At 61.7% G+C, this 13,539-nt stretch carries 16 protein-coding genes; 11 read left to right on the top strand and 5 right to left on the bottom strand.

Annotation, left to right across the window (positions count from 1 at the left end):
• Positions 1–323: hypothetical protein (locus IGB42_RS21220; protein WP_159675520.1), on the top strand; the 323-nt coding region annotated here is incomplete at its 5' end.
• A gap of 236 nt (positions 324–559) precedes the next feature.
• On the opposite strand, the gene IGB42_RS21215 is transcribed toward IGB42_RS21220, so the two are convergent.
• From IGB42_RS21215 to xseA, 5 genes are all read right to left on the bottom strand, one after another.
• The gene (locus IGB42_RS21215) at positions 560–1,060 is read right to left on the bottom strand and encodes a hypothetical protein (RefSeq protein ID WP_159675518.1); all 501 of its coding nucleotides are present in this window, start codon (positions 1,058–1,060) and stop codon (positions 560–562) included.
• Between the two features lie 171 nt (positions 1,061–1,231).
• Positions 1,232–1,591 carry a hypothetical protein gene (locus tag IGB42_RS21210; protein WP_159675503.1) on the bottom strand — a complete coding sequence of 120 codons (360 nt, stop codon included), beginning with the start codon at positions 1,589–1,591 and terminating at the stop codon, positions 1,232–1,234.
• Positions 1,592–1,626: 35 nt separating this feature from the next.
• Positions 1,627–2,751 carry a PLP-dependent cysteine synthase family protein gene (locus tag IGB42_RS21205; RefSeq protein ID WP_159675502.1) on the bottom strand — a complete coding sequence of 375 codons (1,125 nt, stop codon included), beginning with the start codon at positions 2,749–2,751 and terminating at the stop codon, positions 1,627–1,629.
• Positions 2,752–3,009: 258 nt separating this feature from the next.
• Positions 3,010–4,623, bottom strand: coding sequence for a carbohydrate-binding protein (locus IGB42_RS22595; RefSeq protein ID WP_159675500.1), 1,614 nt, complete (start codon positions 4,621–4,623; stop codon positions 3,010–3,012).
• A 483-nt stretch (positions 4,624–5,106) separates the two neighbouring features.
• Positions 5,107–6,426 carry an exodeoxyribonuclease VII large subunit gene (gene xseA, locus IGB42_RS21195; RefSeq protein ID WP_236822686.1) on the bottom strand — a complete coding sequence of 440 codons (1,320 nt, stop codon included), beginning with the start codon at positions 6,424–6,426 and terminating at the stop codon, positions 5,107–5,109.
• A gap of 460 nt (positions 6,427–6,886) precedes the next feature.
• On the opposite strand from xseA, the gene IGB42_RS21190 reads away from it, so the two are divergent.
• The 10 genes from IGB42_RS21190 (at position 6,887) to IGB42_RS21145 (ending at position 13,271) form a co-directional block, all read left to right on the top strand.
• Entirely contained in the window at positions 6,887–7,495 is a 609-nt protein-coding gene (locus IGB42_RS21190) for a MotA/TolQ/ExbB proton channel family protein (RefSeq protein WP_159675496.1), read from the top strand.
• 10 nt (positions 7,496–7,505) lie between these two features.
• Positions 7,506–7,925, top strand: coding sequence for a biopolymer transporter ExbD (locus IGB42_RS21185; RefSeq protein ID WP_159675494.1), 420 nt, complete (start codon positions 7,506–7,508; stop codon positions 7,923–7,925).
• A gap of 97 nt (positions 7,926–8,022) precedes the next feature.
• On the top strand, positions 8,023–9,021 hold the full coding sequence (gene lpxK, locus IGB42_RS21180; RefSeq protein WP_159675492.1) for a tetraacyldisaccharide 4'-kinase: 999 nt from the start codon (positions 8,023–8,025) through the stop codon (positions 9,019–9,021).
• Entirely contained in the window at positions 9,011–9,196 is a 186-nt protein-coding gene (locus IGB42_RS21175) for a Trm112 family protein (RefSeq protein WP_159675490.1), read from the top strand. Before lpxK ends, IGB42_RS21175 begins: the two co-directional genes overlap by 11 nt.
• A gap of 11 nt (positions 9,197–9,207) precedes the next feature.
• Positions 9,208–10,014, top strand: coding sequence for a 3-deoxy-manno-octulosonate cytidylyltransferase (kdsB, locus tag IGB42_RS21170; RefSeq protein ID WP_159675488.1), 807 nt, complete (start codon positions 9,208–9,210; stop codon positions 10,012–10,014).
• A 25-nt stretch (positions 10,015–10,039) separates the two neighbouring features.
• Positions 10,040–10,696 (top strand): adenylate kinase, encoded by a 657-nt coding sequence (gene adk / locus IGB42_RS21165; protein WP_159675487.1) that lies wholly within the window; start codon positions 10,040–10,042, stop codon positions 10,694–10,696.
• Positions 10,697–10,897: 201 nt separating this feature from the next.
• Positions 10,898–11,635: a pyridoxine 5'-phosphate synthase gene (locus IGB42_RS21160; protein WP_159675485.1), complete on the top strand. Its 738-nt coding sequence runs from the start codon at positions 10,898–10,900 to the stop codon at positions 11,633–11,635.
• A 3-nt stretch (positions 11,636–11,638) separates the two neighbouring features.
• Complete coding sequence (locus tag IGB42_RS21155) at positions 11,639–12,091, top strand: YaiI/YqxD family protein (RefSeq protein WP_159675483.1); 453 nt, start codon at positions 11,639–11,641, stop codon at positions 12,089–12,091.
• A 22-nt stretch (positions 12,092–12,113) separates the two neighbouring features.
• Positions 12,114–12,848, top strand: coding sequence for an alpha/beta hydrolase (locus IGB42_RS21150; protein WP_159675481.1), 735 nt, complete (start codon positions 12,114–12,116; stop codon positions 12,846–12,848).
• Between the two features lie 57 nt (positions 12,849–12,905).
• Positions 12,906–13,271, top strand: a complete 366-nt coding sequence (locus IGB42_RS21145) for a hypothetical protein (RefSeq protein WP_159675479.1) — start codon at positions 12,906–12,908, stop codon at positions 13,269–13,271.
• The last annotated feature ends 268 nt before the right edge of the window (positions 13,272–13,539 follow it).

Genomic DNA, 13,539 nt, shown 5'->3' with positions numbered 1-13,539 from the left:
TCTGTCCCCTAATTCCCACGGCCAACGCGGGCAACGGCATCCAGCGCGTGGTCGATGTGCGACAAGCTGCATCCGCAGCCCGCACCTTGCGCTTCGTCGCCGCAAGCCCGGAAGGCGGAGACCTGGTCACCACCTGCACCGTCAATGGCAAGCCGGTCAGCCAGGTATTCGGCTATGCACAGCCGGGCAAGAAACGCAGCTACACCGCACAAGCGGGCAGTGCGGGTGAAACCATCTGGCTGGTGCAACCCGGCGGCACCAACGTGATCGCTTTCAAGGCTGGTGAAAAGCTGATTTGCAAGGATACGGTGTTTAGCGGCTGATCCGGCCTAACGCGTGTGGCCGTGGCGCTGGTCAGCCCCTTGCCACACGCAGGCAGCACAATACCATGTGTGGAAACGCATTCCCTTATTACGCCAGCGAATGAAGCCAATCAGGGATGGCCCCCAACATCAGGCATAGACGCGATATGGCATCGTGGCATCCACTTAATGGGCTGAATTGAAACCTGAAACATAAAATTTGACCACACCCACATCAATCTCCGCCCTTCGAATCATCATGAATTAATGATTTCACCGCATGGCAAACCCCCATCCCAATCAGCAATAGGCACCAACCCTTCAAAAGCCATCACTTTAAACAAATCAAATTGATCTATTACAACTCCAACCTCCTTTAACCTCTCAGGACTGCGCACTACCAAGTTATTCAATGCTGCACGAATCTCATACCTGATTTTTTCATTCGAGTACTCATTCCACATGCCACTTGGTGGTGCAACTACATCATCAATTTCAACAGTAACCAAACCAGAGACCCCGGCAGTTTTATCATAGTACCAAAGCCAGCCTGGATCACCTCCACCCGGGGAGTTTTCAGGATAGGGTGGGAAGATAGCCCTCAAATAAAAATCCAACCCCGCACTTGAATCCAATGCATAGCCAATAGCATACATAAGCGGCGCATCGGGATGATCTTGAGTGCACCGTGGACGAGAAACACAAGAATATCCGAGCAACCCATATTGTTGATCACCTAACTTATTATTCAACTTCATTAAATCTCATAAAAATATGTTATTGAGATGCAAAAGGCATAAACTCAAGCGATACACCACTTTACCCATCCACCGGCGCTAAATCCCCAAACCTGGCATTTCGCAAACAGGACAATCCACTAAAACTTCAAAAACCAGTATTAAGTCAAGAAAGCCCTTTATCGGCAAATACTATAAACTCCGGTGCAACCGGCCAATTTCCGCTTCGATCATTATGCCAGTATCGTTCCACGCATTTAGGACCATATCAATCTCGTAACGCTCCTCTCCAGCAACCCGGATCAGATGGTTCCTGTCGCTGTAGCGCAATGCAAGTTTCTCTACCGAGTAATTGCTGATCAGGTCCGGAATATTATGCACATGGCTGGCGGCAACCTGTGCCACCCTGAGATTCTCGCAATGCCGGATAAACAGCAATGTGTAGTACAGAACATCGAGCAACGCCCGCTCGATATGCGGTGGGCAATGGGGGCCACTTCGCATCAGCCCCAGCCGCCGGCAGGCGGCAAAAATCCGGTATCTCAGATTCATTCCATCATCCCGCTGCCAGTAAAAGCCGCAGCTTATTACGATTGCGGGGCATGCTGCACAGACCGTGGCAACGCGGCACCACTCTCCGCACACGCCGCAATCTGCGCCTGTGCCGTCGCCACATCCAGCCCCCGTTCTGCCAGCCATGCATCGTTGTAATACGAATGCCCATAGCGATCCCCGCTATCGCACAGCAGAGTGACGATACTGCCTTGCTCACCAGCGGTGTGCATCGCATGTGCAAGCGCCAGCACGCCGACCAGGTTGGAGCCGGTAGAGCCGCCCACGCGGCGGCCGAGCTTGCTGGCCAGCCAGCGCATGGCGCCAATCGATAATGCATCGGGCACCTTGAACATGGTATCGATCACGCTGGGCAGGAACGATGCCTCCACCCTCGGCCGGCCGATGCCCTCGATGCGCGAGCCACAATCGAGGTTGAAATGGCCGCGTACATCCTGCGGCAGTGCGCCATTGGCAACCGCGGCATAAAAATCGAAGAACACCGAGTTTTCCGGGTCTACACAGGCGATGCGCGTGCCATGGCGGCGATAGCGCACATAGCGGCCCAGCGTAGCTGTGGTGCCGCCGGTGCCGGCGGAGGCGACGATCCATGCTGGCTGCGGGTATTGCTCCAGCTCCATCTGCTTGAAAATGGATTCAGCAATATTGTTGTTGGCACGCCAGTCAGTGGCGCGCTCGGCATAGGTGAACTGATCCATGAAATGGCCGCGGGTAGCGCGCGCCAGGCGTTCCGATTCGCTGTAGATCGTGGTGGGGTCCTGCACCAGGTGGCAGCCGCCGCCATAAAACTCGATGGCGGCAATCTTGTCGGGGCTGACGGTGGCCGGCATCACCGCGATGAAGGGCAGGCCCAGCAGGCGGGCGAAATAGGCTTCCGATATGGCGGTGGAGCCGCTGGACGCTTCGATCACCGTGCTGCGCGCGTGCAGCCAGCCATTGGCCAGTGCGTACAGGAACAAGGAGCGCGCCAGCCGGTGCTTGAGGCTGCCGGTGGGATGGCTCGATTCATCTTTCAGATAGACATCGATGCCGGGAAATGCCGGCAGATCGAGCGGGATCAGGTGCGTATCGGCAGAGCGGTTGAAATCCGCTTCGATGGTACGGATGGCCGCAATGGCCCAGGAACGGGAGGGTGTCATGGCAACCAGCAATGGTGATTGGAACCAGTCTCGGATCGGCTGCGCACGGCCATACTGTGTCGGAAAATCGGCTCAAAATGCTCATGTACCTTGCGTACACTCCGCTTTTTCGCCGATTTCCGCCTTGTCTGACCTTAGCTCGCCAGAACCGAAACAGGTTCTGACGCGCTCAGCATGCGCAGGCCTTCATCATGGCAAAGAAAAACCGGCCTTGAACAGGCCGGTTTTCCACTACATGCGCTGCTTGAACTGCTGCGCTTACAGCCCCAGCCCATTGGCAAACCGCACCGAGAATGCGGCACCGCTCTGGTCACGGTCGTACGACCAGTGATGCAGGCCCGCCAGGCCGTTGGCCTTCACCCACGCCGCTACCAGGTCGGCATCGGAGAGCGAGAAGTTTTCGCCCGCCACGTCGTTGGCCAGGATCATCGGTGTGACTTCGATCTGGCTATACGGCAGCCCGTAGTAGTTGTGCAGGTTCATCGCTGCCTGGATGGCGGACTGGCCCATCTGGCACTGGCCACCGCTGACCACGCACAGATTGATGCTCGGCGGGTTGCCGTAATCCATGGTCATCAGGTTGATGGTGTAGTTTTTCAGGCCATACGCCTTGATGGCGTTCATCACCGTGATGCCGGCATCACCCAGCGGATTGGGCGATGCAGCGCCCAGGTCCACCGCAACGGCAGAGCCCGCCTTGCTTTGCGCCAGCGTGGCCAGCGTGAAGCTGTAGCGCAGGTTCGGCCAGGTCTTCTGCGCGGTAATCACACGTTGCACCAGCTCGTTCACCTGCGCCTGGCTCTGACCGGCTTCGATATCGAAGTCGATACCCACCATATTGGCCGAGTAATAGTTGTTCACGAATTTGGCAAAGCCCGCATCGCTCGCGCAGGTGAACGAGCCAGCAGCCCCACCGGTCGAGACGATGTATTTCTTGCCCGAGCCGGTAAACAGCGGCACGTTGGCGGCGGCAAAGGTGGCCGGCAGCATGCCGGCGAGGTTTTCGCCGATCGGCGATGGCGAAGTGGAGCCGCACTCGCCGGTGACGAAGGCCCAGGTCAGCGTGGTGACTTTGGCGGGCATATCGACGGTGATGACCTGCGCCTTGCCGGTGGCCACGGTGCTGCGCATGGTATCGGTGTTCCAGTCGGTGCTGACGGTTACGTCCTTGTACGGGCTGTAGATGAAGCCCAGCGCCGGGCCGGTCGGGATCGGCGTGCTGGTAACCACCGGCGTGGGCGTGGCGGTGATGATTGGCGTGGGTGTAACCGGCTTGGTAGTGGGGGTGACGGTGACGATCGGTGTGGGCGTTACCGGGCCTGGCGTTGGCGTGGGGCCGCATACGCCGTTGTCGGTCCACGGCTTGCCGTCGCCGGTGCTGCTGGACGGGATATCACCGCTGCTCCACCACTTGGCGGTATAGGTGTGGCCGTTGTAGCTCACCTGCGCGCCACCGTTATAAGTGGCAGTGCTGCTCCACGCGGCGGCGCTGCAGCCACCGACAACCGGCGTGGGGGTGACAGGCTTGGTGGTGGGCGTTGGCGTGGTGCCGCCCGGGGTGGGCGTTACCGTGGGCTTGCTGGTCGGTGTGGGGGTGGGCGTAGTGGCGCCGCCATCCAGGCCCAAGTCCGTCCACAGCGCCGCATTGCTTGGGTTCCAGCCGGTACTGGCGTAGTCGGTCTGGTTGACCAGTGCTTTGTAGTCGTGGCCGTTGTAGTAAACGATGGTGCCGGCGGTGTAATACACATCTGCCTGCCATGCAGGGTAGGAAGCTGCCAGCGCGGAGGGTGCGAACAAGGCGAATGATGCAGCCAGGGTGGCCGGAAGCAGCGCGAGCGCCAGCTTGCCGTGCCCGTGAGGGAACGATTTCATGGGTACTCCTCCAGATATAATATTTTTGGCGGGCAAACCATCTGGCATGCCCGAACGTGATTTACCGAGAGAAGCCCGTTTTGCGTCAAACACTTAAATGTACAGCGGCACGATCGGCGACGAACGGTGCACATACCGTAAGAATAGCGGCAAATTGAGCGATGAAGCCCGCTTATGCAGTAAGCAGCGGTTGGCAAGCCGATACAAAGCGCCCTGCCCTTGCCGGAGGCTACAACGGAACGGCAGCAGTAGCAGCGGGGCTGTCACAGCTTGGCGTAGCTGATCCACCGCCCACAGCCCGCTGAATCTGAAAGGGTTTGTGAACATGCGTTTCACGCTCGCGGCCAGCCCTGCCGGCTCGGGCATTTCGGGCGGCGCGCTGTGTTGCAAACCGCTTGCGGCACTCATACAGCGGCGCTTCGCACCTTGCGCCCCATCCCGAACTGTCCCGAACGCAACCCGTGAAACGCGCGTCAGCAGGCGCTAGAACAGCTTCTGCTGTATGTCGTGCGGTGTGCCGGTGACCTGCGCGTTGATGGCGTCATCGGCAAAGCGCACGGTGATGGCATCGCCGGGGTTGAGCTGCGCGGCAGCCTGCACCACATGGCCGTCCTTGCGCTCCACCAGCGCGTAACCGCGCGACAGCACCGCGCTGGGGTTGAGTGCGGCCAAACGCGCGCCCAGCAGGGCCAGCGCCTGCGTGCGCCGCGCGGCAATGGCCTGGCTGGCTGCCGCCAGGCGCTCGGCCTGCCGCGCCAGCCGCTGCCGTTTCTGCGGCAGATCCGGCGCATTGTGTGCCAGCCGCAGGCCCAGCCTGGCCAGTTGCTGCCCGCGTGCATCCAGCCGGCTGCGCAGTGCACGGCGCATGCGCTCGCGCGCCTGTTGCAGTTGCTCGCGCCGGCGCTGCAGCGTTTCACCGGGGTGGCGCAAGCGGCGCTGCAGGCCATCCAGCCGTTGCATGCGCGTTTGCAGCTCGCGCCGCAGTGCACGCGCCAACCGCCCCTGCAGGTGATCGACGCGCAGTTGCAGCTCCTGCCGGTTGGGGCTGACCAGCTCGGCCGCCGCCGTGGGCGTGGCAGCGCGCATGTCGGCCACGAAATCGGCAATCGTCACGTCCGTTTCATGGCCCACGCCGGACACCACCGGCACCGTGCAGGCGGCGATGGCACGCGCCACCACTTCTTCATTGAATGACCACAGGTCTTCGATGCTGCCGCCGCCACGGCACACCAGCAACACATCCACCTCGCGCCGCTCGGACGCGGCAGCGATTGCGGCAGCGATCTCGTTGGCGGCGGCGGCGCCCTGCACCGCGCACGGGTAGAGCACCACCGGCAATGCCGGCATCCGCCGCTGCAAGGTGGTCAATACATCACGCAATGCGGCGGCCTTCAGCGAAGTGACGATGCCGATGGCGCGCGGGAAGGCGGGAATCGGCCTTTTCCTGGCCGCTTCGAACAAACCTTCTGCGGCAAGCTTCTTCTTGAGCTTCTCGAAAGCCTCGAACAAGGCACCCAGGCCAGCCGGGCGCATGGCTTCGATGGTGAGCTGGAAATCGCCACGCGCCTCATACAGCGATACCACCGCGCGTACTTCCACCTGCGCGCCCTCGCGCGGCTGGAAGTCCAGCAAGGCGGCGCGGTTGCGGAACATCACACAGCGCACCTGCGCGCCGCTATCTTTCAGGCTGAAATAACAGTGGCCCGAGTCATAGCGCTTGAAGTTGGAAATCTCCCCCGCCACCCACAGGATGGGAAACGATCCTTCGAGAATATCGCGGACCTGACGGTTGAGCTCGCTCACGGTGACGGAACGATTTGTAGGACTTGACAACGGATCAAACATCGTAAGATTCAGCTCTTTAATCCACAAAATGGCGCCCCTGCTGGGCTGGCCGGTAAATTTGAAACCTGTAGTGCAAGTAGCCTCTGCAAGTTATTGTTTTTATTGAATTTAACAAAAAGATCAAAAATGGGTCAATCTGGGCCGGGCCTAGATTCATCAAGGGTTTATTGGCTGTTTCTGGCGGTTTCCCACAAAGTTATCCACAGATGTTGTGGGTAAAGGCGGTAAATGCAGCAAGCACGCGGGTTCACGCCGATGTCGGTCTGCGGCTGACCCTTGCCGGGGTGTTGTAGTTGCCGATGTCAAGTCTTGACGTCCATCAGTCTGGCGGGCATGCATGCACGGTGGGCCTTTCCCGCATTGCGCAATCCGGCTACAGTTACGCGGTTTTCAAAGTCTCACCAAGGACACACGCACCATGCTCGGAATCATCGAAGCCGCCGGCTGGCCGATCTGGCTGATTATCGCCGCTTCCGTCACGGCTGTGACCATCATCATCGAACGCCTGCTCACGCTGCGCAAAAGCCTGGTGCTGCCAGAGGGCCTGCTGGCCCGTGCGGTGCAGGAATACCGCAGCAATGGCGTTACCCCGGAAATGCTCTCCAAGCTGTCCGCCACCAGCCCGCTGGGCCGTGTGCTGGCCGCCGGCCTGAAGAACGTGAAGAGCAGCCGCGAAATCATGAAGGAATCGATCGAGGAAATCGGCGGCGCCGTCGCCCATGACCTGGAACGCTACCTGCCGGCGCTGGGCACACTGGCTACCGTTACCCCGCTGCTGGGCCTGTTCGGCACCGTGATCGGCATGATCGAGATCTTCGGCGCGCAAAGCCCCACCAGCGGCAACAACCCGGCCTTGCTGGCACACGGTATCTCGGTGGCGCTGTACAACACCGCGTTCGGCATCATCGTTGCCGTGCCGGCACTGCTGTTCTACCGCTACTTCCGCAGCAAGGTCGACGGTTTCATCGTCGAGATGGAACAACAAGCGGTGAAGCTCGTGGAAGTTGTCCACGGCGACCGTCACTGAGCGCGCACGCATGAAATTCCGCCAACGCCGCCCCCGGGAAGAACCGGAAATCAACTTCATCCCGCTGATCGACGTGATGCTGGTGATCCTGATTTTCGTGATGGCTACCACCACGTATTCGAAGTTTGCCGAGCTCAAGATCAACCTGCCGACGGCAGACGCCGAAAAAGCTGCGGAAACGCCGCAAACGGTGCAGATCACCGTATCGGCCAACGGCCAGTACAGCCTGAACGAACAGCTGCTGACGTTCAGCTCGCCGGAGGAGTTTGCACTGGAGCTGCGCAAGGCAGCCGGCAATAACCCGGACCCGATGATTGTCATCAATGCGGACGGCCAGGCCAGCCACCAGAGCGTGGTCAACGTGATGGAAGCGGCAAGGCTGGCGGGCTACGGCAAGCTCACCTTTGCCACGCAGACCAACAGCAAGTAAGGCATTGCCTTGTGCTTGTCGATCTGCCAGAACGGGGCCACGGCCCCGTTTTTCGTCGCTGCCGTTTTTGCCCCCTGCTTGAACCTGTTGAGGCGCCATGCGATTGATTGAACGCAGCTGGTACAGCCCTGCCCATCCCCTGTCCGTGCTGCTGGCCCCGCTGGGCTGGCTGTTCGGCTTGGTGGCCGGCCTGCGGGCGTGGCTGTTTGCGCGCGGCCTCAAGCAGGCGGTGCGCCTGCCGGTGCCGGTGATCGTGGTGGGCAACCTCACCGCCGGTGGCACCGGCAAAACACCGCTGACTGCAGCGCTGGTACTCGGCCTGCGCGAAGCGGGCTATACACCCGGCATCATTTCGCGCGGCTATGGCGGCAATGCGCAGCAGCCCACGCCGGTGCATGCGGAGAGCAATCCCGCCTTGGTGGGTGACGAACCACTGCTGCTGGCCCGCAGCACGCATGCGCCGGTGTTCGTGTGCCGCAGCCGCGCAGCCGCCGGCCAGGCCTTGCTGGCCGCCCATACGGACGTGAATGTGCTGCTGTGCGACGACGGCCTGCAGCACTACGCACTGGCCCGCGATATCGAAATCTGCGTGGTGGATGGCGCGCGCGGCTTCGGCAACGGCAAACGCTTGCCGGCCGGGCCGCTGCGCGAGCCGGTATCACGGCTGGCAACGGTGGATGCGGTGGTGCTCAACGGTGCGGGCGACATGCCCGGCCATCCGGCGCCGTTCCGCATGGCGCTGCAGGCCGGCGCGTTTTACCGGCTGGATGCTGCTGTGTACACGCGCAGTGCTGCCGACTTTGCCGGCGAGCCACTGACCGCGCTATGTGGCATCGGCAACCCGCAGCGGTTTTTTGCCACGCTGCGCGGGCTGCAACTGCAGTTTGCCGAGCGGCCGTTTGCCGATCATCACGCGTTCAGCGTGGCCGATTTGCCGGCCGGCACGCTGCTGATCACCGAGAAAGACGCGGTGAAACTCGCCGCATTGCCGGATTTGGGCGCTGCCGGTGCTAGAATCTGGGTCCTGCCCGTTACCGCCGTGTTGCAACCCGATCTTGCTGCATGGCTGATAGAGAAGCTTGAAGATGGACGCTAAATTGCTCGAAATTCTGGTCTGCCCGGTCTGCAAAGGCCCGCTGGTGTATGACAAGCCCCGCCAGGAGCTGATCTGCCGTGGTGATCGGCTGGCGTTTGCCATCAAGGATGGCATTCCGGTGATGCTGGAGGGCGAAGCGCGCGAGCTCGACCCCACCGAAGACGTGCCGTCCTGATCAACGCAGCCATGGCGACGCCGTTTACCGTCCTCATCCCGTCGCGGATGCAATCCACCCGCCTGCCCGACAAGCCGCTGGCCGATATCGGCGGCGCACCCATGGTGGTGCGCGTGCTGCAGCAGGCGCAGAAGTCCCGTGCCAGCGCAGTCTACGCCGCGTGTGACGATGCACGCATCGAAGCGGCCGTTGCCGCTGCCGGCCATCGCGCGCTGATGACGCGCATCGACCACAGCTCGGGCACCGACCGGCTGGCCGAAGCAGTCGATCTGCTGGGCCTGCCCGACGAAGCCATCATCGTGAACGTGCAGGGCGACGAGCCGCTGATCGACCCGGCGCTGATCGATGCCGTTGCCGCGCAACTGGCCGCAGATGCCAACCTGCCGATGGCCACCGCCGCCCATCCCATCCACGATGCCGCCGATTTCTTCAACCCCAATGTGGTTAAGGTGGTGCTGGATGCGCGCTCGCGGGCGCTGTACTTCAGCCGCGCACCGATACCATGGGCACGGGATGCATTCGCCCGGCCCGATACCGGCGCTGCGCTACAGAGCGTCGCCAGCACGCAACACCTGCCTGAACAACTTGGCGCGCTCCGGCACATCGGCATTTATGCTTACCGCGCCGGCTTTTTGCGTACCTACCGCGATCTTGCGGCCTCGCAACTGGAACAGATCGAAGCGCTGGAGCAACTGCGCGTGCTCTGGCATGGTTACGCCATCGGCGTGCATATCGCCGCGCATGCCCCGGCAGCCGGTGTAGATACCCCCGAAGACCTGGCGCGCGTGCGCGCGGTGTTCGGTCAACAGAATCCATAAACCAACGTAAAACAGGGAAACAGCGATGAGATTGATCCTTCTTGGCGCACCCGGTGCCGGCAAAGGCACCCAGGCCAACTTCATCAAGGAAAAGTTCGGCATCCCGCAAATCTCCACCGGCGACATGCTGCGTGCCGCCGTCAAGGCTGGTACCCCGCTGGGCCTGGAAGCCAAGGCGATCATGGATGCCGGCGGCCTGGTGCGCGACGACATCATCATCGGCCTCGTGAAAGAGCGCATTGCGCAGCCGGACGCTGCCAACGGCTTCCTGTTCGACGGCTTTCCGCGTACCACCGTGCAGGCTGATGCCATGCGCGATGCCGGCGTGGAAATCGACTACGTGGTCGAGATTGATGTCCCCGATTCGTCCATCGTCGAGCGCATGGCCGGCCGCCGCGTGCATGTGGCTTCGGGCCGTACCTACCATGTGAAGTTCAACCCGCCCAAGGTGGAAGGCAAGGACGACGAAACCGGTGAAGACCTGATCCAGCGTGATGACGACCGTGAAGAAACCGTCCTCAAGCGCCTGTCGGTTTACCACGAGCAAACCGAAGTGCTGGTGAGCTACTACGGCAAGCTGGCTGCATCAGGCGACGCCAAGGCGCCGAAGTACGTGAAGGTGAACGGCGTGGGCGACGTGGACGCGATCAAGAACGAGATCTTCAGCGCACTGGCTGTCTGATCTGCACTTGCATGATGACAATGCCCCGCGCTGCGGGGCATTGTTTTTTGAAAGCGCACCGGCATTGGTGGCCATCGCCATCATGCTTGCCGATGTATCGCGCCCTGCCCCCGGTCAGGCTGAAAATGTCTATGGCACGCACGGGCGAAGGCAGCGACAATAGCGCTTTGCCTGACTGCAATTGAAAACGGCGCCCATTCCATGCCCACCCAACTTTCCGTCAACCTGAACAAGATCGCCCTGATCCGCAATTCGCGCGGGCGCGATTTTCCCAGCGTGGTCCATTTTGCACACCTGGCGCTGAAAGCGGGCGCACATGGCGTGACCATCCATCCACGGCCCGATCAGCGCCACGCGCGTTATGCCGATGTGGCCGCACTCAAGGCCGTGGTCGATGCCTATCCGGGCAGCGAGCTGAACGTGGAAGGCTACCCGGACCGCACCTTCCTGGACGTGGTGCTGGCCGCAAAGCCGCAGCAGTGCACGCTGGTGCCGGATGAACCGGGCCAGTTGACCTCGGATCATGGCTGGCATATCGAGCGTGACCTGCACAAGCTTGCCCCCATCGTGGCGGAGCTGAAAGCCGCCGGCATCCGCGTCAGCCTGTTCGTCGACCCCGATGCCGAACAGATCGCGCTGGCGCCCGCCACCGGTTGCGACCGGGTAGAGCTGTATACCGAATCGTTTGCGCACCAGCATGAACTGGGCGATTTCACTTTCGAGTTTGCGCGCTTTGCCGAGGCCGCCGCCGCCGCAACTCAGGCCGGGCTGGGCATCAATGCCGGGCACGACCTCAACCTGGATAACCTGGGTGATTTCCTGGTGATCCCCGATATCCTGGAAGTGTCCATCGGCCATGCGCTGACGGTGGAAGCGCTGCAGTACGGTTTTGAAGCCACCATCGCACGCTATGTGGCTATCCTCAAGGCGGCGCACTGAGCAATGCGTATCTGGGTGGATGCCGACGCCTGCCCCAAGGTGATCCGCGAAATCCTGTTCCGCGCGGCCGAGCGCGCGCAGGTGGAAACCATCTTCGTTGCCAACCAGTTGCTCAGCGTACCGGCATCGCCATGGTTGCGCGCGCTGCAGGTGCCGCAAGGCTTTGACGTGGCGGACAACGAGATCGCCGCGCGTGCCCAAGCGGGCGATCTGGTGATCACCGGCGATATCCCGCTGGCTTCCGACGTCATTGCCAAGGGCGCACACGTGCTCGACAGCCGGGGTGAAATACTCGGCACCGAAAATATCCGCGAGCGGCTGACCATGCGTGATTTCATGGAAACCATGCGCGCCAGCGGCATCCAGACCGGCGGCCCGGCCGCGCTGTCCGCCGCGGACAAACAACGCTTTGCCCGCCAGCTCGATACGCTGCTGGCACGGCGCCCCCAGCGCTGATCCACCTTACCTGCGAGTGCACATGACGGTTTCCACGCTTTACCTCGATGACGGCAACGCAACACTGGTGGGCACCACGCATGTGCCGGATACGGCAAGCGATGCAGTGCTGCTGTTGCACGGCTTTACCGGCAACCGTGGCGAATTCACCTATCTGTTCGTGGATGTGGCACGGCAACTGGCCGCGCAGGGCATTGCGGTATTCCGCTTCGATTTTCTGGGCTGCGGCGAGAGCAGCGGGCACTTCACCGATGTCACCGTGGCTGGCCAGGTGGCGCAAACGCACTGGCTGCTGCAAACACTGCGCGCCCGCCATCCCGGCTTGCGCTGGCATCTGGCCGGGTTCTCGATGGGCGGCCTCGTTGCGGGGCAGGTAGCGCGCGATGCCGACGTGGCATCGCTGCAGCTGATTGCGCCAGCGGCCAACCTGCATGGCATCCTCACCGGCATCTGGTCCATCGCGCGCAAGCTGGACAACGGCAATATCGACTGGTTTGGTCTGGAAGTGAGCCAGGCCTTGCTGGCGGAAACCGCCGCGCTGGATCCCTTGGCCGGCCTCGCCAGGCTGCCCATGCCGGTGCAGGTGATCCAGGGCGAAGCGGACAGCACCGTACCCATGCACGAGGGCAAGCGCGTGGCCGATGCGATACCCGCGGCACTGTGGCACCCGATAGCCAAAGCGGATCATGTGTTCGGCGGTATCGATCATCGCAGCGCGCTGGCAACCACGCTGGGCAACTTCATTCGAAATGCATAAAACACGGCGCTATAGTGGTAACAGAACGGTCATCAGACGCCGTTCAGGAGTAGCAACATGACCACGGACCCCGCCCCTACCCACTTGCTGGCCTTTCCGCGCCACTGTCCGCACTGCGGGCACGGCTATACCACCTTCAGCCATTACCTGAAAGAAACCGGCGCCCTGCCCGGCCCCGCCGCCGAACCGCAGCCCGGCATGGTGGAAACCCGCCGCCTCTGCAGCTGCGGCCATACGCTGGCCGCCTGCTTCAGCGACCGGCGCGGCAATGGCACCCCGCCGCTGCGTGCGCAATTCGAAGAAGTACTGGATACGCTGGCCACACTGGGCTTGCCGCAGCATGATGTGCGGATCGAGCTGCGCAAGGTGCTCAATGGCGATCCGGGCGAGCTGCTGGAGCGCATCTACCAGGCTGCTGCCTGAAGCATCGCCCGCAGGCCGATGCAGCACGCGGGCTATTGCCGGCACAGCTGTTGTACAAAACAATCTGCGCACCGGCACGCAGCCCGGTTAGGGTTGCGCCATTGCATGCTTTGCTGCCGGGCGCCCATGGCTGATCATTCACTGGCTTTTTCCTTCTTCGCCACGTTGCTGCTGGCTGCTACCGTGGTAGCTGGCGCGGCCGGTTCGGCCTGGCTCATCATCAGGCACCTGAGCCGCAAAGAGCGCGGCAAACCATAAGCGGCAGCGC

Origin of the sequence: Andreprevotia sp. IGB-42 (assembly GCF_009848685.1) — a bacterium.
Lineage (GTDB): Bacteria > Pseudomonadota > Gammaproteobacteria > Burkholderiales > Chitinibacteraceae > Andreprevotia.
The sequence above is the reverse complement of the archived record's forward strand: the minus strand, read 5'-3'. Positions and strand labels throughout refer to the sequence as shown.